This window comes from Brevibacterium renqingii (assembly GCF_017808105.1).
GTDB lineage: Bacteria > Actinomycetota > Actinomycetes > Actinomycetales > Brevibacteriaceae > Brevibacterium > Brevibacterium renqingii.
In genome coordinates, this window is the sequence record NZ_JADBHF010000018.1 from 1 (window position 1) to 19,725 (window position 19,725).

A 19,725-nucleotide genomic window follows, 5' to 3' on the forward strand; every position below is an offset into this window, starting at 1 on the left:
CGAGCTTGTTCACCAAAAGGCCGTCGCCCTGGCGGCATAAACCCAGGAGTCAACCAAACCTTCAGCAGTCCCTTCGGTTTCTCTCAAACAATCCACCACCTCGTCTTCATCGGCCCCTGGGGTCGGCGTGGGGGCTCCCAAGAACGGTGGCTGATCAGTCAGTACGCTCGTATATCGGTTGTTCCCGAAGTCAAAAAAGTTGTTGCGCATGTGGGGCAGGGTCGTCGAAGCAGCAGCCGATGAGGTCCAGCCGTGGTAGCCCGCTTGTGCCACGACTATGCGCGGCCTTCGCATCACTGTGCGAGCGATAAGGATTGCCATTTCGACAGCCTCAGACCCAGAAGACACGAACCTGCATCCTCTCCAGTGGTCCGGGTCTCCGGTTTCCTGAGTAATGCGCTTAGCAGCATCAAGTCTTCTGTCATGGATCATCACCTCGCTCACATAATCGAGTTCATCCACAGCGCGGTGAAGAGCTTCAGTCACTTTGGGATGTTTGTGGCCGATTCCAATGCACATATATTGACTGTGAAAGTCGAGGACCCTTCGGCCGTCGGCCAGAGTCAGCCATGCGCCTTTGGCGTCGACAACGTGGAGCGGATCATAGTCTGCTCGTCGCGCCTCAATCGGTAGTGCGTAATCGTGCTCAGGGTTCATGTTCATCGTCTTCCTTTACTCGGGATGTTCGAATCGGTAGCGTCAGAAGGGTTTGTGCGAGTCATTACGAATAGGCCAATGACACCCGCCAGCGCGGGCACTGCTGCGATTACTGCGCTGGTCGGGACGGAGAGCCCGGTCACTAAGGTGAACTTGCTCAGGACGACAACAAGGGTGACCACCAGTGCGATCACCGCTATTGCGGGGATCACCTGCAGCTTGAACGCACTTCCGCCTCGTCGATGAGGCTGGGACCGGAAGTAGAACCAGACAGAAATCGATGTCAAAGTCATCAACAGTAGGAATCCGATCGCTGCCACTCCGGCCATAAAGCCGTAAATTTGCGCAATGGGGTGCAGGCCGAATATCACAAGGATCAGTAGTAGGGCACCGGCGCTGATCGATTGAGTGAGAGAAGCAGCATAGGGCGACTGATGCTTTTCATGGATTCGCCCAAGTCTCGTCGGCAGCAGACCATCCTGACTCATTACGAGCACATAGCGAGCAATCACGTTGTGGAACGACAGAGCACAAGCAAACAACGATGTCACCAGCAGGATCTGAACGACATGCCCAGCAATCGTCCCAAGGTACATCTCCATCGAGTCCGTCAACATGGTTCCATCACCGTTAACTGACCGGGTTGCCGTTGCCACTGCCTCGGAAGCTCCAGTCGCCGCAATCAACGCGAACCCTGACGCAGCATAGAAGCCACCAATGAGGAAGACCGATATGTATGTAGCACGAGGCAACGTCTTTTCGGGATTCTTTGCTTCGTCCCGGAAAACCACTGTGGCCTCGAAGCCCATGAAGCCAGCAATAGCGAAAGTTATTGCGGTCGCGATTCCCGGGTCGACGAGTGTACCGACTGGACCGATAGCTCCACCGAGTGATGCAGGGCTGCTCACCGCGAATACGACTACGTCGTAGATGACGACAATCAAGATTTCGGCTCCAAGCGCTACTCCTAGCACTTTTGCACTCAGCTCAATGTGACGGTAGCCGAGGACACCTGTGATGAGGATGTACGCAAACGAATACACCCACCAGGGCAGCCCAAAGCCTGTGTAACCTTCGATGAGCGTGTTAGTAGCGACACCAAGGAATCCCCACACTGCACACTGAATGCACGTGTAGGCGATCAGCGCGATCGCAGCTGTTGCATTGCCGAGGCGCTGGCCCAATCCGAGCCTGACATATGAAAAGAATGCACCGCTGTTGGTCACCCGGGGCGACATCGCCACAAATCCGACCGAGAAGAGAAACAACACCACGGCTGCGAGGATGAATCCATAGGGTGCCCCCACACCGTTCCCCAAAGCGATGGCCAGCGGCACATTACTGCTGACCACGGTCAGCGGAGCCGCCGCGGCCACCACCATGAGGACGATACTTGTTACCCCAAGGTTTCCTTGTAGTCGATTCAACGGTTTTGAAACTGGATCTGATTGAGTCATCACTCCCCCTGCACGAACGTCCTTGTCTGCGCGTCGTGGTCTCGGACCGAAACCACTCAAACATGAAACATTTTCATGTTCAGTATGAGGATACTCGGTTCCGGTCCGGAATCAAGAAGTTCCCAACAGAATGAACCGTCTTCACGCTCAAAACGCGCCAGCCCAGGAGAAGTGGCAGCTCGTCCGGGCCCAGCCAAGGGCATGAACTATGGGTCGTTTGACAGGTTCATTTGAAAGGGCGGCGCGACACACTCTGAGTGGTCGCAATGCTGAGGGCGTTATGCATCCGCCAGCGAGCTTGGTCGCACGGCAATACTCGGACATCTCGAACAACTCTCGACAGAGACCTCCTCGACTGTGTCTCATATCTAGCGGTGAGTACAACAATCCGCCTCGGAGGTTACAAGACATAGATACAAGAAAGCGCCGACTGCTCAAGAAGACTGAAAACCCGCGGAACTCAGCCTGACCGAGCAACGATTGAGTCAGGCATCCATGAGACGTTCCGGATCCCTAGGGTTGCAAGACTGGCTCGATCGGCATCGGGCGTTTGTCTCAATCGATCCAGAGCCCCTCATCGCAAGGCAGAATTGGTACACTTGGAAAATGTCTGCTGCTATTGAACAACGCGCTCGTGAGGAAGCTGAAACCCTTCCTCTAGAGTCGTTGGCGGTCGAACTTAGAGCTCGCCTCGGGGTTCTTCTGGTTGCCTACATTGCTGGAGCCCACGGAACAGAATCGGTCAACCAGTGGGTTCTCGGGATGCAAAAGCCGAGCCCTTTAGCAATTGAGCGTCTGCGGCTCGCGCACAACGGCATAGCGTCATCGAGAGACCTCCAGCTATCACCGGAACTAAAACACATGGCCGGGACAAATCTCGGACCACTTAAGTCTCGATGCCTTCTCGCAATTTTGCATCGTAATCTGGAAGGTGGAATGGCGTTGTCGCCGTGAATTTCGAGACGCAATGGAGGTCTTCGATGGGGAAACTGATCGGCTACGCGCGAGTCTCAACTCGCGATCAGTCAACCGATCGGCAAGTGGACGATCTGCGTGCGGCAGGCGTTCGCCACGATGACCTCTACATCGATCAAGGGGTCTCGGGAGCACGAGCCTCACGACCACAGTTTGACCGTGCGATTTCCGCTCTCATTGACGGAGACATCCATGTCGCCGCCGTGGTGGACACCCCGGGAAGGGTCCTGGCAAGTCTGACAATCGCTACCGACTCTGCCGGCTTCAGGCAGCTCGCGGAGTGAGCGACAGGCTTCGGGAAGATCATCGCCTTCGGGGTTGAGGGCACAGGTTCTTACGGTGCCGGACTCACCTCGTTCGTCCGCGGGCATGGTCACACGGTCGTCGAAGTATCTCGACCGGATCGACGACTACGAAATCTCAAAGGCAAGTCCGACACGCTCGATGCCGAGGACGCTGCCCGTGCCGTATTGGCCGGCTTCGCCACTGCAGCGCCTAAGACCGGGGATGGGGCTGTGGAGATGATTCGCCAGTTCAAGGTCGCCCACGACACCGCGATCAAAGCACGAACGGCCACCATGGTGACTCTGAAAGTGATGCTCGTCCACGTTCCCGAGCAGCTGCGGGAAGAGACTGCTGGAAAATTCAGATCACCCTGGCTCGTCACTGCGCCGCTCTGCAACCGCGCAAACTGGAGCATCCCGATGACCCAATTCGGCACATGTTGCTCTCGTTTGCCCGGCGGTGGATCAACCTCGATGACAAACTCAAAGACCTCAGCGGTCTCATCGCTGAGCTTGTCAACGCTCGAGCACCACAACTGATAGAACAATTCTGCATCGATACCGCCACGGACATCCTCATCGTCACTGGCGAGAATCCCGACCTCCTCAAATCCGAACCCGCGTTCGTGAAACTAGCTGGCATCAGCCCCGTCCCCACAGGCTCGGGAATGACCAGCAGGAAACACCGGATCAACCACAGCGGCCACTCCACTCGCCCCACGCTTACCCATCTTTTTCAACGGAACCCCACGGAAACTCATGGCAACTACACGAACTCTAAAAGTGCATAGTTCCCCGACTTCTAGGGGCAGACGCCACCCCACGGAAACTCGCGAAAACCATGACTCCACATCGATTCAGTGTGGGTTCGAGTCCCACTGGGGGGACCATGGAAAAGGCATCTGCGACGATGCCATTTGCGAAGATCAGTCGACTTCAACGGGAGATCGAGCAGTCATCGGAAACCCAACTGCTTCGTTTCAGTCCTTAATGCCGGAGGATCTCCGACACCTGCAGAGCCGCTGGCGCTCGTAGGGATCTGCAGAAACTCGGCGTGCAGGTCTTCACCCGAGACCTTGGCTCTTCGCCCGGGCACGCACTTCATCCGCACTGCTCATCCAGTCGATCTGCGGCCACTCCCCCGTAGGATCATTGCGATGATTCGGCTGATCCCGCCCCGGGGTGCTCCTGCCGCGAGCGATGTGGTCCTCGAGCACAGCCTGCATCATGTGCACACGCTCCGGGTGATCGTCAATCACATTGTTCTGCTCGCCAGGATCCTCGCTGAGATGATACAGCTGGGCCGGGACATAACGAGTGGCAGGACCACCGTGAGCAGCCTCCCAGTCGGCATCCATGCCGTCTCCGGTCGTGGTGAAGGCGAGTTTCCATTCGCCCTGACGCAAGGCGAAGCCCCCTCCGCCCGAGTGGGAGACGACGTCCGTGCGCACGGGGCCCTCGCTCCCTCGCCACAGCGGCAGGTTGCTGATCGAGTCCTCCGCCGCATCATCAGGGACGCCCAGCCCCAGCACCTCGGCAATCGTGGCGAACAGATCAGAGTGCGAGATGAGGGAACGACTGCACGATCCCGGTTCGATCTGCCCAGGCCACCTGACGATGTGCGGCTCACGGTGGCCCCCTTCCCAGATGTCCGTCTTGTGCCCCCGCCAGCCGTTCGACGGGTCATGCCCCTGGGCACGCAGAGCGGGCAGTCCGGCCACCCCGGAGGCTCCGTTGTCCGAAGTCACGATGATGATCGTGTCATCAGCGGCCCCAGCCTCGTCGACCCGAGAGACGAGCTGTCCGACGTAGTCGTCGAACTGGAGCACGAAATCGCCGTATGGTCCGACACCGCTGCGGCCTTGCCACGGCTCGTTCGGGATGATCGGACCATGCACGAGGTGACTGGGCACATAGAGGAACCACGGATCGTCGGCTGCGAGCATATCGTCGAGGACTTCCAGCGCTTTCGCCTGGAAGCGGGGAGCCACCTGGGCGACGTCGTAGCCGTCGACCATCGGACCCTTCTGGATCTGCTGCTGCTGGGAGTCGGTGCGGCGGTCGAGGTGGTACTGGTCCCCGCCGAAGGTCGACGGAATTCCCTGCGCCTGGCCGTTCTCGATGTACACGAATGGCGGCTGGTCGAGACTGGCCGCCGTGATGAAAGAGTAGTCGAAGCCCATCTCATCGGGACCGAAGGTCACCGGCTTGGAATAGTCGATATCGAGGCCTTCCACTTCGTAGAGGTGCTGCGGGTCGAAGTTCCCGTTCCGGCCATACCGATGCTCGGGGCAAGGGTGTTCGTCAGGGTCGAGTCCGAATGACTCGAGATCGTCGCCGGAGTCTTTGAGCTGCCAGTCGAGTCCTAGATGCCATTTGCCCACGACCGCCGTGCGATATCCCGCCGAGCGGAGGAACTCGGGCACCGTCAGACGATGTTTCTCGATGAGGGCCATCGAGTCTCCCGGCAGCACCGAGCGCTTCAGCGGGGAGCGCCAGTTGTAGCGGCCGGTCATCAGTCCATAGCGTGAGGGAGTGCACAGGGCCGACGTCGAATGGGAATCGGTGAAGCGCATGCCCTCTCGGGCCAGGCGGTCCATGTTCTCCGTGGTGAACTGTGCGTCGGGATTGAAGCAGGAGACGTCTCCCTGTCCCAAGTCATCGGCCAGGATGTACAGGATGTTCGGTCGCTTGTGCGCCATTTCCACTCCCTTTCGTCGTCGTCACAGCGGCACGCCGCCCTCCCAGCCGGTCAGGGCCCGCCGGCCACCGGTTAGTCTGAGAATATCCGGGGCGGAAGAAGAAAGCGAAGGAGTCGGCGGATGCAGGAGCTTGCGCAGTCCATGGTGGGTTGGCTGACGCCGGTGTTCGTCGTCTCGGCCATGCTCAATGTCGGATTGACGCAGAAGCCCGCAAATATTCTCTCTCACCTGCGCCACTGGCAGTACCTGCTGAGAATGGCTCTGGCCAACTTCATCATCGTCCCCGCGCTGATGATCTTCCTCATCGGCATCTTCGGCGTCGATGGGCCGTACGCATCGGGCCTGATCATCTTCTCGGCCGCGGCCGGTGCCCCACTGCTCATCAAACTCACTGCCCGCAGCCGCAACGACGTCGCGGCCGGGGCCACTGTGCAGACGGTGCTCATGGTCGGCACCGTCATCGTCCTTCCCATCCTGTTGCCGCTGCTGATCACGGGAGTCGAGATCGATGTGCAGGCGATGATCGCCAGCCTCCTGCTGCAGACGATCGCCCCGATGGCGGTGGGGATGGTCCTGCACGCAGCGGCTGAATCATTCACTGCTGTCGTCCAGCCATGGGTGGCACGACTGTCCAATGTGACTCTGTACGCGATGCTCGCGGCCACCTTGGTCGGCAACATCGACGTCTTCGCAGACGCGCGGATGTGGGTCGCACTCGGCACCGGTGTGCTGGCATTGCTCATCGCTTTCTCCGTCGGTCACGGCGCTGGTCTGGCCCAGCCGACGGAGTCGCAGATCGGGGCGTTGGGCACCGCACAGCGCAACACTGCCGCCGCGGTCATCGTCGCCCAGGGCAGCTTCGAGGATCCCTTGGTATTCCTCACAGTCGTGCTCCTGAACACGGTCATGATGTTCCTCCTCCTCTTCCTGGCCACGCTGATGTCGAAGAACATCAGAATGGCCCTGCTCGAGCCCCTGGAGGCCGATCCGCCGCATCGGCGACGCACCTGATGCGCTTCTCTCCTGCGGAGATACGGATCACTCCGCCTCAGGGAAAGAGCTTGCCTGAGCCACAATGTCCTTGAAAGCGCTGGGGACTACAGAATTGGCTCCGACCGACAACGATGCGACGTGAAACCGCTGAAGCACTCGAGAGAGAGAAAGCGTCTGCGGTCGCGTCCGCGGGCTCGCTTGCATGGGATGGCGAGCCTGTGCGCGACTTCGACCGGGACTCCGTGCAGGCTCAGGCATTGGGAGAGAGCTCCGTGCCGGCACCTCGGCGACGGATCGTCGGAATCCTCACACCCGAACCATCGGCCTCGTGACCGACTGGCGGCAGCGATTTGCCGCACGGCAGGGTGGTGGCCGCGGTCGGCGCCGAGGGGGGCACGCTCTCGGCATCGACAGCAGTTGTGCCCTCGCCCCTCGTCTCGTCGCGCTTCGTGTCGACGGGCGCTGCACTGTCGAAGGCGGCCTGATGGGCTGCCCGGTAGGCCTTGAGCTCATCGCGCAGCTGCTGGGCACTGTCCGTGCCGACGATCTCGAACCCGCCGTCGACGATCATGTCGAGATCCTCTTCGGCAGCCTGTCCCTCAGAGGTGAGGTAGTCGCCGAGGAAGAGAGAATTGGCCACGTGCAGCGACATCGGCTGCAGCGAGCGCAGGTGCATCTCGCGGCCTCCGGCGATGCGCAGCTCGCGGTCCGGACACAGAAAGCGCACGGCGCAGAGAATCCGCAGACAGTGCTGTGGGGTCAGCGTGTTGGTTCCCTCCAAAGGAGTGCCGTCGAACGGGATGAGGAAGTTGACGGGGATCGAGTCGGAATCGACGGCTTTGAGCGATTCGATCGTCTCGATGACCTGGTCGTTCGTCTCGCCCATGCCGACGATGAGACCCGAGCAGGGAGAGAGCCCGGCGCCGCGGGCTTTGTCCACGGTATCGACACGATCGGCGAACGTATGGGTCGAGCAGATGTCGGCGTAATGGGACTCCGCAGTGTTGAGATTGTGATTGTAGGCATCGACGCCTGCTTCCTTGAGACGCTGCGCCTGGCCGTCCCTGAGGAATCCGAGGCACGCGCAGACTTCGACGTCGGGACTGGCGGACTTGATCTCCTCGACCATGCCTGAGACGCGCTCGACATCCCGATTCGACGGACCGCGGCCGGAGGCGACGAGGCAGACGCGCGAGGCGCCTCCGGCCAGGCCGAATTCTGCCTGCCGTCTGGCCTCGGCCTGGGGCAGCCACGAGTATTTGAGTATCTCCGCCTCGGAGCCCAGTCGCTGGGAACAGTAGCTGCAGTCCTCCGGGCACAGACCGGATTTGAGGTTGACGAGGTAGTTGACCTTGACCCGATTGCCGAAGTGCTCACGGCGCAGTCGGCCTGCGGCCGCAACGAGGTCGAGCAGATCCTCATCAGGAGACGACAGAATCGCACGGGCATCAGAAACGGCAGCCGGAGTACCGGAGAGCACCCGCTCCGCGAGTGACAAGTACCTATCCATATCGTCATTATTGAACACTGTTCAATTGAGAGCAAAATCAGGCGCGGTGGACGACGAGCTGAGACCGCACATCGGGGCGCCTTCCCACCCCTCGCTTCCCGGCCCCGTTTGGGGCATGATCGACTCATGTCCATCCTTCTTCTCGACAGGCGCCTCGAGCCACAGCGAATCGACGAGTTCGCAGATCAGGGAATTCCCGCTCTCGATGATTCGAAGGTGCTCCCGGGACCGGCTGTGATCGTGGACGCGGCCGCCGCCCCGGACTCCTCCGGTCGAACTTCGCAGACTCGTCAGATCACCGGTGTCATCGCCTCCCGACCACTCGCCTGCCGTGAGCAGGACGGCGCTTGGGTCGAGGTCGACTTCGAAGCGGCCGACCACTGGACTCAGATGACCGACGAGCTGCGTCGGCGGCTCATCGACGACACCCGAGCGACGCTCGACGTGAAGGAGTTCAAGCAGGCGACCAATGGTGCAAGCGCCTCGCTCATCACGAACAACTGGGTCTATTCCGGCACCCCTCGCGTCTACCGAGTCGCCGGCCGTCTGCGCCAGTTCGTCGCCGTTCTCGGCGAGCTCACCCGCGGCTGATCATCGCCGCGATCCTCGTCGTCCGAGTCCTCAGACGCGAGCGGTCCTCTCCTCGTGACGATTCCGATTCCCGGCGATCGCCGCGACATTCGCCTCTGCCCACTGGCGCAATGCCGTGACGGGCTCCTGCAGGGACCGCCCGAGCTCGGTCAGCGAATACTCCACCCGCGGCGGAGTCTCGGCATACACCTCTCGGTCGACGAGCCCGTCTGCGACGAGGGAGCGCAGCGTCGAGGTGAGCACTTTCGGAGTGATCCCGCCGATGGCCAGACGGATTTCGCTGAATCGCCTCGGGCCGGCGTCGAGGACATCGACGATGAGCACCGTCCACTTGTCCCCGACCCGGTCGAGCACGATCCGGGTCGGGCATTCGGGGTCGAAGGCATCGCCTTCCCAGTGAACTCTCATGGCCATGATCCAATAGTATCTTTGAGGTACTCGATATCTCAAAGATACTGTGATCATGTCGGCATACGACTCCACGCATCGCATCTGCGATGCCATACGAAAGGAAGCAGATGAAGATCGCACTCTTCGGAGCATCGGGCATGATCGGATCACGCGTCACCGCCGAGGCGGCCTCCCGCGGAATCGAGGTCACTGCCATCACCCGCTCCGGCACCGAGGTCCCCCATGCGGCTGGTTCGCTCACAGGCGATATGTCCGATGCCGAGCTCGCCGCCCGGATGGCCGCCACTCACGATGTCATCGTGTCCACGACCGGCCCCAGCCGCACCGGCGGGGACCACCAGGAATGGCTCGATGCCCTGTCGACTCTGGCGAAGGCCAGCGGCGACACCCGTCTCTTCGTCGTCGGAGGTGCGGGGTCGCTGTTCGTCGGTGATGTGATGCTCAAGGACACTCCGGGATTCCCGCCCGCCTACAAGGCCGAGTCCGAGACCGGCACGAAGGCACTCGAGCTGCTGCGCTCGGCGAATCCCTCGCCGTGGACGCTCATCTCCCCCGCCCCGGAGATCGCACCGGGCGAACGCACCGCCATCTATACCAGCGAACTCGACGTTCCGGCCGGCGACTCGATCTCCGCAGAGGACTTCGCTGTGGCCATGGTCGACGAGATCCTCGATCCGAAGCACATCGACTCCCGGTTCACCGTCGCGAACTGAGCCGGGCTCCCGCAGGCGGGGGCAAAGCGTGCCCTGCCGTCGCCGGCGCCTTTCACAGACGCAGACTGGACTTGACGGTGGCTGCGCTTGACGCAGAGGGTGCTGAATAGGCAAGCGCCGGGGATGCATGACTGCATCCCCGGCGCTTTCGCCTCATCAGGGCTGGATACCGGATGGCACCGGCTGCGAATGCCTGAGATCAGGCCTTCGCGGACTCCTTCTTCGGTGCCGGCTTCGAGTTCGCGGCCTCGACGAAGTTCTTGCGCGGAACGTCGAGATCGACCAGCGGCATGGTGTCCCGTCCGAGGATGGCGTTGAAGAACCAGTTGCCGAAGACCTTGACCTTCCGGTCCACGGTCGGGATGGCGTAGCCGTGGTAAGCGCGGTGCATGAGCCAGGCGAGGAGACCGCGAGCCTCGAAATCGCCCATCTGCGAGACGCCTTTGTACAGACCGAGGCCCGCCACGGTGCCGATCGTCTTGTGGAAGTACTGCTTGAATTCGGTCTCTCCGCGCAGCGCAGCGAGTACGTTTGCGGCCAGAACCGGAGCCTGACGCACTGCGTGCTGGGCGTTGGGCACGCAGTAGCCGCCCACGCCGCCGCCGGAGAGGTCGGGGACTGCGGCGTTGTCACCGGCGGCCCAGGCACCCTCGACGACGCCGTCATCGCCTTCGACCCGCAGGTCAGCGCGGACGGTGACGTTGCCGCGCTCGTTGATCGGCAGATCGGAGTCGATGAGCACCGGATTCGCCTTGACGCCGGCCGACCATACGATGGTGTCCGCGTCGAATTCCTCACCGTTGGAGAGCTTGATGTGCTTATCGGTGCAGTCCTGGAGGAAGGTCTCGAGGTAGACGTCGATTCCGCGCTCACGCATGTGCTCGACGACCCATCGGGCCTGAGCTTCGCCGACTTCCGGCATGACACGGTCGACAGCCTCGACGAGGACGAAGCGCACATCGGCCTCGGTCAGCGTCTCGTACTGGGCGATGGCCGAGCGGACCATGTCCTCGAGCTCGGCAAGAGCCTCGATGCCCGCGAACCCGCCGCCGACGAAAACGAAGGTCAGAGCCTTGCGGCGTTCCTCGTCGTCTTCCATCAGCGAGGCATCGGCCAGACGGGAGAGGAAGTGATCGCGCAGCGCGACCGCTTCTTCGATGCGCTTGAGCGCGATCGCGTTCTCCTTCAGACCCGGAATCGGCAGCGCACGAGCGACCGAACCGGCGGCGAGCACGATGTGGTCATAGTCGAGCTCGAATGCTTCGTCGTTCTCGGGTTCGATGGTGGCGAACTTCTCGGCGTGGTTGATCGAGGTGACCTTCGCGGTGATGACCTCGGCGCCCGGCAGGTTGCGACGCAGCGGCACAACGGCGTGGCGGGGCTCGATCGAACCGGCTGCCACCTCGGGGAGGAACGGCAGGTAGGTCATATACGGGTTGGGGTCGACCACGGTGACGGTGGCTTCGCCCCGACCGAGGTTCTTCAGCAGATTCTGGGCGGTGGTCAGGCCGAGGTAGCCGCCACCGACGACGAGGATTCGTGGACGCAGTTTTGAGTTTCTGATGAGTGCCATATTCCCATGCTAGACCCTTGTGAAAACTTTCACTAATTGTTTCTCCACAGGCTTCGAACACCCAGATCAGAGCTGTCCCGGACCGGGGAATCAGCGTCTGCGGCGGGCGAAGGAGAGCAGCGAGGCCACCATGAGGACCACCGAAACCAAAGCACCCGCACCGAGGGCGACGAAGCCGAGTGTGGGCGTCGGCTGGGAAGCGGCGATGTCCGTGGGTGCAACGGCCTGCGGACTCTCGCTCTCGTCCGGCGACGCGGTTTCAGTCTCCTTCGCCTCCGCTTCCCCGCGGCGGTGCATCTTCACCCAGTCCTCCAGCTGCTTCTCCGCGGAGGGCACCTTCGCGGGGACTTCGGCTTTGAGCGCGGCCTTCGGGTCGAGACGGCCCCATCCGACGATCGGATCCGGATCACCCTTCTTGCTCACTCCTTTGTGTCCGGAGACCGGCTTCGCGCTCGATTGCAGCTTCGCTCTCACCTCATCGGCGCTGAGCTTCGGGTCGTCCGCTCGGATGAGGGCCGCGACTCCGGAGACGATCGGCGAGGCGAAGGAACAGCCCTGGCCCTCTGCGTAGCCTCCGCTGTAGTACGGAATCGGGATGTCTTCGGCCGGCCCCATCAGGTCGACAGCGGTGCCCGGAGCGGTGGAGTCCTCGAGCACCTTGCCTTTCTTGTCCAGCCCCCCGACGCCGATGACCCCAGGCACGGTCGAAGGAGACCAGGCCTGGGTCGCGCCCTGGGAGGCATTTCCGACGCAGGCGACGACGAGCACATCCTTCTTGTAGGCATAGGAGAAGGCTTTGTCCCAGCTCTCCGGCCACCCCGGATCGTCCCACCCCAGGGACATGTTGATGACCTTCGCCCCGGAGTCGACGGCCCAGCGGATGGCCTTGTCGGCCTGCTCGCGGGTTGAGCCGGACTCCTTCGGCCGGTCGGGGCCCAGCCACATCGACGCCGAGAGAATCGTCGCATCAGGGGCGACACCGATCGGACCCGCCCCGGTCCCCTTCCCGGCGATGACTCCGGCGACTGCGGTGCCGTGGTGGATCGTCGTCTTCCCACCGATCGGAGTCTTGCCGTCCTTGCCGAGTCCGCTGAAGTCCTTGGACTTGCCGACGACACCGCCGAGGTCTTCATGGTCGGCGTTCACGCCCGAGTCGATGACGGCGACCTTGACGCCCTTGCCGGTGGATGTCTTCCAGAGCTTGTCGATGCCGTAGTCCTTGATGAACCACTGACCGGGCCCGGCTTTGGGCGCAGCGATGACCGGGTGCGTGGTGCCGACGACGAGCCCGAGGACCAGCAAGGCGACGGCGGCGAGTCTGGCTGCCGCTCTCACGACCGCGTCAGCGCGAGATCCAGCGCTGTCCCGTCGAGGATGTCGGTCTCAGAGATGCGGATGCCGAGCTCACCGCCGGCCTCGGTCACCGCGCGGTCGATCCGTGCGACGATGCGGGCGAAGAGCAGGGAGCCTGCACCGATGACGTCGACGCGCCCCGGGTGCATGTACGGCAGATCCGCACGGGACTGGCGGTCCATCGCCAGCAGCCGCCGGGCCTCGTGGTCGACGTCGGCGACGCTGATGCGGGCACCGTGGATGCGTTCTCGCTGGTAGCTGCCGAGGCCGAGAACGCCTGCCGTGACAGTGGTGACGGTGCCGGCGACTCCGATGAAGGTGCGCGGGGCCGAGAAGTCGACGATCTGCGCGGCCTGGTCGAGCTGGGCATCGATGTCTGCGATCGCCGCCCGTATCTGCTCGTCGTCAGGGGTCTCGACAGGCAGGTGCCGTTCGGTCAGGCGCACGGATCCGATGTCCATGCTCACGGCCGCCTCGACGTCTTCTGTGCCGAGGACGAGCTCAGTCGAGCCGCCTCCGAGGTCCATGACGATGAAGGGTCCGTCTGCTGGGCCGAGCTCGGCGGTGGCCCCGAGGAAGGACAGTCGCGCCTCCTCATCGCCGGTGATGACGTCGGGGACGACGCCGAAGATCGAGAAGATGCCGGCGAAGAACTCATCGCGGTTCTTCACGTCGCGGCTGGCAGAGGTGGCGACGAACCTCAGCTTCTCCGGCTCATACTCCGCAGCCACCTCGGCGAATTCCCTTGCCGCGCTGAAAGTGCGCTCCAGAGCTTCGGGAGCGAACTCGCCCGTCGCATCGACGCCCTGGCCGAGACGGACGATCCTGGTCTCGCGGCGAAGATCGGTGAGTGCGCCGTCGGCGGAGACATCGGCGACGAGCAGGCGCAGGGAGTTCGTTCCGCAGTCGAGGGCAGCAACACGCATGGTCGGGTCCTAGTCAGTCGATTCGGTGGGGGCGGTGGCCTCGGCGACGTCCGCACTCCCGGGCGCGTCCGTCTCGGCCCGGGAAGCGGGCTCGGCGACCGTCTCGGCCACCGGCGGCACATCGTCCATGAACGTCAGCGCGCGATCCCCGATCGGGTTGACTCCGGGACCGGCGGCGAGCGAATGGCCGACGAGCGCGTGCAGGCATTTGACCCGACTGGGCATACCGCCGGCCGAGTAGTCCTTGATCTCCTCGACCTCGGCGAGACCCGCTGCGGAGCCGATCTCCGACCGAACGGCCAGATAGGCTCGGTGCGCGGCGGCGTATTCGCCGGCGAGCTCCTCGTCGTCGCCGAGCTCGGCTGTCCATTCGGCCATGATCCCCGAGGCCTCCAGACGAGAGCATTCCGCCACATAGGCCGGATGGGTGAGGTAGTAGGTCGTCGGGAACGGGGTGCCGTCCTCGAGTCGCGGAGCCGTCGCGACGACGAGAGGCTCACCGGAGCCGCTGCGGGCGGCGATGCCGACGACTCCGCGGGGAATGCGGCCGAGCTGGTCCTTCAGGATCGCGAAATCCGCCTCGGTGCACTCTGTGATCATCAGCTCTTCTCCACGGTATTGCCGACCTCTTGAATCGACTCCAGCAATTCAAGGTACCAGGCTTGCTTGCGAACCGTCCGATCCGACTCGGACTCCTCGTCGACGGCCTCCTGGTTGGTCACGATGACCGCGTTCTTGCCCTTCTCCACGTAGTATTGGTCCGCCCGGGCCTTCCGCTTGATGTATTCGGGATCCTTGAGGTTCTCGTTCTTCTTCTCGAGGCTCTTGACCTCGGCGCGCGTGGTCTCGATCTCATTGTTCAGCGCAGCGATCTGCTGGGCCTGCTTCAGCGCGGAATTCAAAGGCGCGAGGAAGGCGAAGAGGACGATGGCGATGACGACGAGGAACATTCCGGTGCGCCAGGACATGCGGTGCCGGTGCACGTCAGCGGAGGCATCGGCTTCGACGACCGGTTTCGGGCGTCGACGAGGGGAGGCCTTGCCAGGAGCCGATTTCGGGGCACTTCTTCTGGGCTTGCTCGGGACCATGCTTCTTTCCTCTGCGACCGGGGATCGGGGAAGGGTGTCGCAACATCTCCAAGTCTGCCGTGTCCGCACACGCAGCGCGAGGATTTCGCCCTCATGGCGTGTTCGATTCCGCACCGCTGCCGGTACACCCTCGCACGAGCAGCTTCGCCTACACGTACTGAGGCACCCATCACCATCGGCACCATGACCTCTTGTTCCTGCACGATGTTTCGACGCTGCGGGTGCGTGGCGCGCGGGACTGGTCCCGTCACATACGTCATGCCGTTCAGACTCTTCGCACACGACGAACAGTCATCCACAGGGTTATCCACAGGCAGGCACGCTGCCATTGCGCTTTCATGTAGTTTGATGCACTTTGTATCCATGTACAAACGAGTGAGCACCGAAGAGATCGTCCGGCTCGGATTCAACCACAGCGATATCAGACGCGCCCGTTCCTGTTGTCTGCGCCGGCTGTCGAGGGGCACGTACCTCGTCAGACATGTCTGCGACCAGGACTTCCACCGACCTCTGTGGGCCAGCATCGATGAGAAGGTGCACCAGGTCTTCATTGAACACGGCGACATGCGCGACCAGGTGGAAGAGCTCAACGCCTCGGTGATGGCTCATTACGCCCAGCGTTCCGACCGACTGACCGACGCAGGGAAATCGAATCCGCCGCCAGAGGTCTTCTCACACATCTCAGCGGCCCTCATGCACAGCCTTCCCGTCGCCTACCCCGTCACCCATCAGGTCGAGGTCGTCCGCCCCGGCATCAACCGTCGGTTCAAAAGCATCCACGTCCGCGGCAGTCGCATCCCTCGCTCGCATCGGACCACCATCGGAGGCGCCGAGGTGACGACCCTCGAGCGCACACTCATCGACGTCGCACGCAGCTACAACCTCGACATCTCCGTGGCGATGCTCGACGATGCGCTGCGCCGCGGACTGACGAGCAAGACCAAGACCTTCGAGACTCTCGCACAGTGCCTGGAGAAGAGGAACGTCTCGAAGGTCAGGTCGGCGATCGATCTCTCCGACCCTCGTCGAGAGTCCCCCGCCGAGTCGATTGCCGCGGTGAGGTTCTTCCAACACGGCATCACGGGAATGGAACCGCAGATCACGGGAGTTCCCCGGGAGGAGCTCGAGAGGGAGCGCCACCGCGAGCAGTGGCTGCGTGACCGCGGTTGGCGGGTGGTGCGGATCAGCTGGAAGGAGCTGTTTCAGGAGGCGAAGTTCGAAGAGATCAGGCGGGCCATCCGGGCCGCACAGAAGATACAGGCCTGATCCCTCACCGCAAATGCCGTCTCTTCCCGAAGCAGCGGTGCGGAATGCCAGCAGCGCTCGAAGATTCTGCTCCGGCTCGGAAGCGACGGCAGCGGTGGCGGATGCTCGACCTCACGGGCTGCCGCAGCGCCCTATCGCCAGGAACGTCGAGGCGGGGCCGGCGATCGCTGCTGATCGTCCGACCCCGCCTCGGCGAGCTCAACCGGTGCCCGGTTCCGAACCCTCGGTCCGGGCCGCCGGCTCAGGCCTCGAAGCGCGGGAATGCTTTGCGGCCGGCGTAGCGTGCGGCGTCACCGAGCTGTTCTTCGATGCGCAGCAGCTGGTTGTACTTAGCGACCCGCTCGGACCGTGCCGGTGCGCCGGCCTTGATCTGACCGGCATTCGTGGCGACAGCGAAATCGGCGATCGTCGTGTCCTCGGTTTCGCCCGAACGATGCGAGATCATCGTCGTGTACCCGTTCGTCTGCGCCAGGGAGACGGCGTCGAGAGTCTCGGTCAGGGTGCCAATCTGGTTGACCTTGACCAGCAGCGAGTTCGCGGTGGCGTTGTCGATTCCGCGCTGCAGACGCTCGGGGTTGGTCACGAACAGATCGTCGCCGACGAGCTGGACCTTCGAACCGATCGTTTCGGTGAGCGTCGCCCACCCGTCCCAGTCGTTCTCGTCGAGGGGGTCCTCGATGGACACCAGCGGGTACTTCGCCAGCAGCTCCTCGTAGTATGAGGCCATCTCCTCGGCCGTCTTCCTGCCGCCTTCGAACTCGTAGACTCCGTCGCTGTAGAACTCGGAGGAGGCCACATCGAGGGCGACGGCGATATCTCGTCCGGGACGGTGACCGGCGATGTCGATGGCCTCGATGATGAGGTCGAGCGCCGCGGCGTTCGAGTCGAGGTTCGGAGCGAATCCGCCCTCGTCGCCGAGCCCGGTGGACAGGCCACGCTCCTTGAGCACGCCCTTGAGCGCGTGGTAGACCTCAACGCTCCACTGCAGCGCTTCATGGAAGCTTGCGGCACCGATCGGGGCGATCATGAATTCCTGGATATCGACGTTCGAGTCGGCGTGGGATCCGCCGTTGAGGATGTTCATCATCGGCACGGGCATGACGTGTGCGTTCGGTCCGCCGAGGTAGCGGTAGAGAGGCAGATCGGCCGAGACCGCTGCCGCCCGAGCCACCGCCAGCGAGGTGCCGAGCATCGCATTCGCACCGAGGCGGGATTTGTTGTCGCTGCCGTCGAGTTCGATGAGAGCCTGATCGACCAGACGCTGATCGTCGCTCTCGAGGCCGACGATGACCTCGTGGATCTCGTCGACGACGGCGTCGACGGCCTGGGTGACACCCTTGCCCAGGTAGCGTTCCGGATCTCCGTCGCGCAGTTCGACGGCTTCGAACTCGCCGGTGGAGGCACCGGAGGGGACACCGGCCCGACCGACGGACTCATCGGCCAACAGCACTTCCACCTCGACGGTGGGGTTTCCCCGGGAATCCAGGATTTCACGGGCGTTTGCGGCAACGATCTCAGCCACTGAGTACTCCTTCACATTTGGTTTCACATGGGGAACATGTGCCTGCGGATCAGCATAATGCACCGGGGGTCCGGGCTCACGTCCTTCTCGCCCGACACGGCACGAACGCTTTTTGCGCGAGTACTCGGGCCCGCCGATGCACAGACTTCTGGTCCGGGATCTAGTCCGCGGGTCCGAGCAGGCGGGCACGCAGCCGTTCGGGTGTCGCCGGATCCATTCCGTGCTTGCGCAGATAGTCTTCCACCGCACTGTCGGCTCCATCCTCCCCCGCCGAGGCGGCCCCGTGCTCGGCCTCGAGCCGTTCGAGGATTCCGTGCATGAGTTCGGGAGGGGAGGCCGTGGCGGTCTCAGCGAGGTTGCCGGAGATGCCGGCATCGGCGAAGTTCCGGGTGATCGACTGCAGAAAGCCCCCGGAGAGATGGGTCGAGGTGATCGCGTATTCGTCGATGATCTCCTCGCGTCCCACCCCGAGGAGGTCGAGCAGGAACGCCCCCACCACCCCGGTCCGGTCCTTGCCGGCGGAACAGTGGAAGACCACACCCTCGGCACAGTGTTCGGCCACGGTGTCGACGGCCAGCGCGAGCCTGTGCCCGAAATGGGTGATCATGAGATCGTAGATCCGGCTCAGCGAGCGATCGCTGAGGTCCATTCCGGTCGCCTCGGCAGCGGCCTTCATCTCCTCGGCGCTCATCGGTCGGCTGGGGAAGAAGTGGTCGTCGAAGACGGGCAGCTCGATCCGTTCCACCCCCAGTCCCTCGAGTGCATCGGGAAGCTTCGCCCGCTCGCCGATGTCCCTCAGGTCGATGACGGTCCCGATGCCCAGAGCACGGATGTCGGCACGCGAGCTGTCGGTCAGCTGGGCCAGACCGTCGGCACGGAACACGATCCCGCGACGCACTGCGGAATCCCCCGCCCGGGTGCGAGCGCCTCCGAGGTCTCGGAAATTGAACGTGCCCTCGATCGGGAGCCGCTCCAGACTCATCGCTGCCCTTCCTGTCCCCGCCGCGCCGTCTCCTCTTTCTCCTCCGCCTTGATTCGGCGATACTCCCGTTCCACGTCCTCGAGCGAAGCCATCTCGTTGCCGGCATCGTCGCCGAAGGCCAGTGGGTGTCTGCGGACGAGCTTCTCCTCCAGACCGTCCATGATGACGCCGAGGCTGTGCCCGTAGTCGTGCCCTCCGCTCTCGTCGAGCAGCGCGGAGTGGAACAGCACCTGGTAGAACACGTCCCCGAGCTCCTCGACCACTGCCGCACGATTGTTCGCCGTCGGTGCGGCTCCGAAGTCCTCGAGCGCCTCGATGAGCTCCTCGGTCTCCTCGCGAGCATACTTCTCGAGGCTGCGATGGTCCTGCCTGCTCGACCATGGGCAGCGTTGCCGCAGAGTCGCCATCGCCGCCACCACCTGCCCCGTTGTGGGCTCGTCCACGCAACGTCCTCCTGCTGAATCGTCCTCCTGCTGACAGGAACGGCCCCCACCGCAGATGCGGTGGGGGCCGGAATGGTCACTTCGAGAATCTGTCCTTGACCGAGTCTCCGAGGTCCTTGACGGATTCGCCGACGTCCTTGGCCTTGGCTTTGAGCTGGTCGGTTGCTCCCTCGGCCTTCAGCTCGTCGTCATCGGTGATGTCGCCTATGGTCTCCTTGGCTCGTCCGCCGAGGTCTTCGGCCTTATTCTGGAACCTGTCGTCAACGCCCATGACATCTC

General features: G+C 62.8%; 21 protein-coding genes and 1 pseudogene. 8 read left to right on the forward strand and 14 right to left on the reverse strand.

All coding sequences use genetic code 11. The features are described 5' to 3' along the window. Positions 1 to 9 precede the first annotated feature (9 nt). Together IHE57_RS15085 and IHE57_RS15090 are read right to left on the reverse strand one after the other, a co-directional pair. Positions 10 to 663: an aminotransferase class III-fold pyridoxal phosphate-dependent enzyme gene (locus tag IHE57_RS15085; protein WP_209374396.1), complete on the reverse strand. Its 654-nt coding sequence runs from the start codon at positions 661 to 663 to the stop codon at positions 10 to 12. Beyond that, positions 660 to 2,114: an APC family permease gene (locus tag IHE57_RS15090; RefSeq protein WP_209374398.1), complete on the reverse strand. Its 1,455-nt coding sequence runs from the start codon at positions 2,112 to 2,114 to the stop codon at positions 660 to 662. Before IHE57_RS15090 ends, IHE57_RS15085 begins: the two co-directional genes overlap by 4 nt. 606 nt (positions 2,115 to 2,720) lie before the next feature. Here IHE57_RS15090 and IHE57_RS15095 point away from each other — a divergent pair. The 4 genes and pseudogenes from IHE57_RS15095 to IHE57_RS16810 all read left to right on the forward strand — a co-directional run bounded on the left by IHE57_RS15095 (position 2,721) and on the right by IHE57_RS16810 (position 4,164). Continuing rightward, the gene (locus IHE57_RS15095; protein ID WP_209374400.1) at positions 2,721 to 3,068 is read left to right on the forward strand and encodes a hypothetical protein; all 348 of its coding nucleotides are present in this window, start codon (positions 2,721 to 2,723) and stop codon (positions 3,066 to 3,068) included. Positions 3,069 to 3,094: 26 nt separating this feature from the next. Further along, positions 3,095 to 3,313 (forward strand): annotated as a pseudogene (locus tag IHE57_RS15100) (recombinase family protein); the annotation flags it as partial. Between the two features lie 81 nt (positions 3,314 to 3,394). After that, a complete protein-coding gene (locus tag IHE57_RS16805; protein ID WP_366933989.1) occupies positions 3,395 to 3,913 on the forward strand; it encodes an IS110 family transposase in 519 nt (172 codons plus the stop codon). Continuing rightward, on the forward strand, positions 3,811 to 4,164 hold the full coding sequence (locus IHE57_RS16810) for a transposase (RefSeq protein WP_209374402.1): 354 nt from the start codon (positions 3,811 to 3,813) through the stop codon (positions 4,162 to 4,164). Before IHE57_RS16805 ends, IHE57_RS16810 begins: the two co-directional genes overlap by 103 nt. 273 nt (positions 4,165 to 4,437) lie before the next feature. On the opposite strand, the gene IHE57_RS15115 is transcribed toward IHE57_RS16810, so the two are convergent. Continuing rightward, complete coding sequence (locus tag IHE57_RS15115) at positions 4,438 to 6,075, reverse strand: sulfatase family protein (protein WP_209374404.1); 1,638 nt, start codon at positions 6,073 to 6,075, stop codon at positions 4,438 to 4,440. Between the two features lie 120 nt (positions 6,076 to 6,195). On the opposite strand from IHE57_RS15115, the gene IHE57_RS15120 reads away from it, so the two are divergent. Next, positions 6,196 to 7,086 (forward strand): bile acid:sodium symporter family protein, encoded by an 891-nt coding sequence (locus tag IHE57_RS15120; RefSeq protein ID WP_209374405.1) that lies wholly within the window; start codon positions 6,196 to 6,198, stop codon positions 7,084 to 7,086. 232 nt (positions 7,087 to 7,318) lie between these two features. On the opposite strand, the gene bioB is transcribed toward IHE57_RS15120, so the two are convergent. Continuing rightward, positions 7,319 to 8,578 (reverse strand): biotin synthase BioB, encoded by a 1,260-nt coding sequence (gene bioB / locus IHE57_RS15125; protein WP_209374406.1) that lies wholly within the window; start codon positions 8,576 to 8,578, stop codon positions 7,319 to 7,321. 126 nt (positions 8,579 to 8,704) lie between these two features. Between bioB and IHE57_RS15130 the strand changes: the two genes are divergently transcribed. After that, positions 8,705 to 9,169, forward strand: coding sequence for a hypothetical protein (locus tag IHE57_RS15130; protein ID WP_209374407.1), 465 nt, complete (start codon positions 8,705 to 8,707; stop codon positions 9,167 to 9,169). Positions 9,170 to 9,199: 30 nt separating this feature from the next. On the opposite strand, the gene IHE57_RS15135 is transcribed toward IHE57_RS15130, so the two are convergent. Further along, positions 9,200 to 9,577, reverse strand: coding sequence for a winged helix-turn-helix transcriptional regulator (locus tag IHE57_RS15135; protein WP_209325495.1), 378 nt, complete (start codon positions 9,575 to 9,577; stop codon positions 9,200 to 9,202). A gap of 110 nt (positions 9,578 to 9,687) precedes the next feature. Between IHE57_RS15135 and IHE57_RS15140 the strand changes: the two genes are divergently transcribed. Next, positions 9,688 to 10,293: an NAD(P)-dependent oxidoreductase gene (locus tag IHE57_RS15140; RefSeq protein ID WP_209325410.1), complete on the forward strand. Its 606-nt coding sequence runs from the start codon at positions 9,688 to 9,690 to the stop codon at positions 10,291 to 10,293. A gap of 199 nt (positions 10,294 to 10,492) precedes the next feature. Here the strand turns inward: IHE57_RS15140 and IHE57_RS15145 are convergent, their stop codons facing one another. The 5 genes from IHE57_RS15145 to IHE57_RS15165 all read right to left on the reverse strand — a co-directional run bounded on the left by IHE57_RS15145 (position 10,493) and on the right by IHE57_RS15165 (position 15,233). Beyond that, the gene (locus IHE57_RS15145) at positions 10,493 to 11,866 is read right to left on the reverse strand and encodes an NAD(P)/FAD-dependent oxidoreductase (RefSeq protein WP_209325411.1); all 1,374 of its coding nucleotides are present in this window, start codon (positions 11,864 to 11,866) and stop codon (positions 10,493 to 10,495) included. 90 nt (positions 11,867 to 11,956) lie between these two features. Beyond that, the gene (locus IHE57_RS15150; protein ID WP_209374408.1) at positions 11,957 to 13,201 is read right to left on the reverse strand and encodes a S8 family peptidase; all 1,245 of its coding nucleotides are present in this window, start codon (positions 13,199 to 13,201) and stop codon (positions 11,957 to 11,959) included. Beyond that, positions 13,198 to 14,145, reverse strand: coding sequence for a Ppx/GppA phosphatase family protein (locus IHE57_RS15155; RefSeq protein WP_209325413.1), 948 nt, complete (start codon positions 14,143 to 14,145; stop codon positions 13,198 to 13,200). Before IHE57_RS15155 ends, IHE57_RS15150 begins: the two co-directional genes overlap by 4 nt. Positions 14,146 to 14,154: 9 nt before the next feature. Then, positions 14,155 to 14,745 carry a DUF501 domain-containing protein gene (locus tag IHE57_RS15160; RefSeq protein ID WP_209374409.1) on the reverse strand — a complete coding sequence of 197 codons (591 nt, stop codon included), beginning with the start codon at positions 14,743 to 14,745 and terminating at the stop codon, positions 14,155 to 14,157. Beyond that, positions 14,745 to 15,233 (reverse strand): FtsB family cell division protein, encoded by a 489-nt coding sequence (locus tag IHE57_RS15165; protein ID WP_209325415.1) that lies wholly within the window; start codon positions 15,231 to 15,233, stop codon positions 14,745 to 14,747. The genes IHE57_RS15160 and IHE57_RS15165 overlap by 1 nt, the downstream gene beginning before the upstream one ends. Positions 15,234 to 15,581: 348 nt before the next feature. Here IHE57_RS15165 and IHE57_RS15170 point away from each other — a divergent pair, with 348 nt between their 5' ends. Continuing rightward, positions 15,582 to 16,499: a hypothetical protein gene (locus tag IHE57_RS15170; RefSeq protein ID WP_253720381.1), complete on the forward strand. Its 918-nt coding sequence runs from the start codon at positions 15,582 to 15,584 to the stop codon at positions 16,497 to 16,499. Positions 16,500 to 16,740: 241 nt separating this feature from the next. On the opposite strand, the gene eno is transcribed toward IHE57_RS15170, so the two are convergent. The 4 genes from eno to IHE57_RS15190 all read right to left on the reverse strand — a co-directional run bounded on the left by eno (position 16,741) and on the right by IHE57_RS15190 (position 19,717). Then, positions 16,741 to 18,021 (reverse strand): phosphopyruvate hydratase, encoded by a 1,281-nt coding sequence (gene eno, locus IHE57_RS15175; protein WP_209374410.1) that lies wholly within the window; start codon positions 18,019 to 18,021, stop codon positions 16,741 to 16,743. Between the two features lie 160 nt (positions 18,022 to 18,181). Continuing rightward, positions 18,182 to 19,003 (reverse strand): tyrosine-protein phosphatase, encoded by an 822-nt coding sequence (locus IHE57_RS15180; RefSeq protein WP_209325417.1) that lies wholly within the window; start codon positions 19,001 to 19,003, stop codon positions 18,182 to 18,184. After that, positions 19,000 to 19,446, reverse strand: a complete 447-nt coding sequence (locus tag IHE57_RS15185; RefSeq protein ID WP_366933985.1) for a MazG nucleotide pyrophosphohydrolase domain-containing protein — start codon at positions 19,444 to 19,446, stop codon at positions 19,000 to 19,002. Before IHE57_RS15185 ends, IHE57_RS15180 begins: the two co-directional genes overlap by 4 nt. Positions 19,447 to 19,522: 76 nt before the next feature. After that, positions 19,523 to 19,717 carry a CsbD family protein gene (locus IHE57_RS15190; RefSeq protein WP_209325418.1) on the reverse strand — a complete coding sequence of 65 codons (195 nt, stop codon included), beginning with the start codon at positions 19,715 to 19,717 and terminating at the stop codon, positions 19,523 to 19,525. Between the last annotated feature and the right edge of the window lie 8 nt (positions 19,718 to 19,725).

Bases quoted from the DNA above. Each gene is read 5' to 3' on its own strand.
- IHE57_RS15085 (WP_209374396.1), bottom strand. From the start codon at position 663: ATGAACATGAACCCTGAGCACGATTACGCACTACCGATTGAGGCGCGA.
- IHE57_RS15090 (WP_209374398.1), bottom strand. From the start codon at position 2,114: ATGACTCAATCAGATCCAGTTTCAAAACCGTTGAATCGACTACAAGGA.
- IHE57_RS15095 (WP_209374400.1), top strand. From the start codon at position 2,721: ATGTCTGCTGCTATTGAACAACGCGCTCGTGAGGAAGCTGAAACCCTT.
- IHE57_RS16810 (WP_209374402.1), top strand. From the start codon at position 3,811: ATGTTGCTCTCGTTTGCCCGGCGGTGGATCAACCTCGATGACAAACTC.
- IHE57_RS15115 (WP_209374404.1), bottom strand. From the start codon at position 6,075: ATGGCGCACAAGCGACCGAACATCCTGTACATCCTGGCCGATGACTTG.
- IHE57_RS15120 (WP_209374405.1), top strand. From the start codon at position 6,196: ATGCAGGAGCTTGCGCAGTCCATGGTGGGTTGGCTGACGCCGGTGTTC.
- bioB (WP_209374406.1), bottom strand. From the start codon at position 8,578: ATGGATAGGTACTTGTCACTCGCGGAGCGGGTGCTCTCCGGTACTCCG.
- IHE57_RS15130 (WP_209374407.1), top strand. From the start codon at position 8,705: ATGTCCATCCTTCTTCTCGACAGGCGCCTCGAGCCACAGCGAATCGAC.
- IHE57_RS15135 (WP_209325495.1), bottom strand. From the start codon at position 9,577: ATGAGAGTTCACTGGGAAGGCGATGCCTTCGACCCCGAATGCCCGACC.
- IHE57_RS15140 (WP_209325410.1), top strand. From the start codon at position 9,688: ATGAAGATCGCACTCTTCGGAGCATCGGGCATGATCGGATCACGCGTC.
- IHE57_RS15145 (WP_209325411.1), bottom strand. From the start codon at position 11,866: ATGGCACTCATCAGAAACTCAAAACTGCGTCCACGAATCCTCGTCGTC.
- IHE57_RS15155 (WP_209325413.1), bottom strand. From the start codon at position 14,145: ATGCGTGTTGCTGCCCTCGACTGCGGAACGAACTCCCTGCGCCTGCTC.
- IHE57_RS15160 (WP_209374409.1), bottom strand. From the start codon at position 14,745: ATGATCACAGAGTGCACCGAGGCGGATTTCGCGATCCTGAAGGACCAG.
- IHE57_RS15165 (WP_209325415.1), bottom strand. From the start codon at position 15,233: ATGGTCCCGAGCAAGCCCAGAAGAAGTGCCCCGAAATCGGCTCCTGGC.
- IHE57_RS15170 (WP_253720381.1), top strand. From the start codon at position 15,582: ATGCACTTTGTATCCATGTACAAACGAGTGAGCACCGAAGAGATCGTC.
- IHE57_RS15180 (WP_209325417.1), bottom strand. From the start codon at position 19,003: ATGAGTCTGGAGCGGCTCCCGATCGAGGGCACGTTCAATTTCCGAGAC.
- IHE57_RS15190 (WP_209325418.1), bottom strand. From the start codon at position 19,717: ATGGGCGTTGACGACAGGTTCCAGAATAAGGCCGAAGACCTCGGCGGA.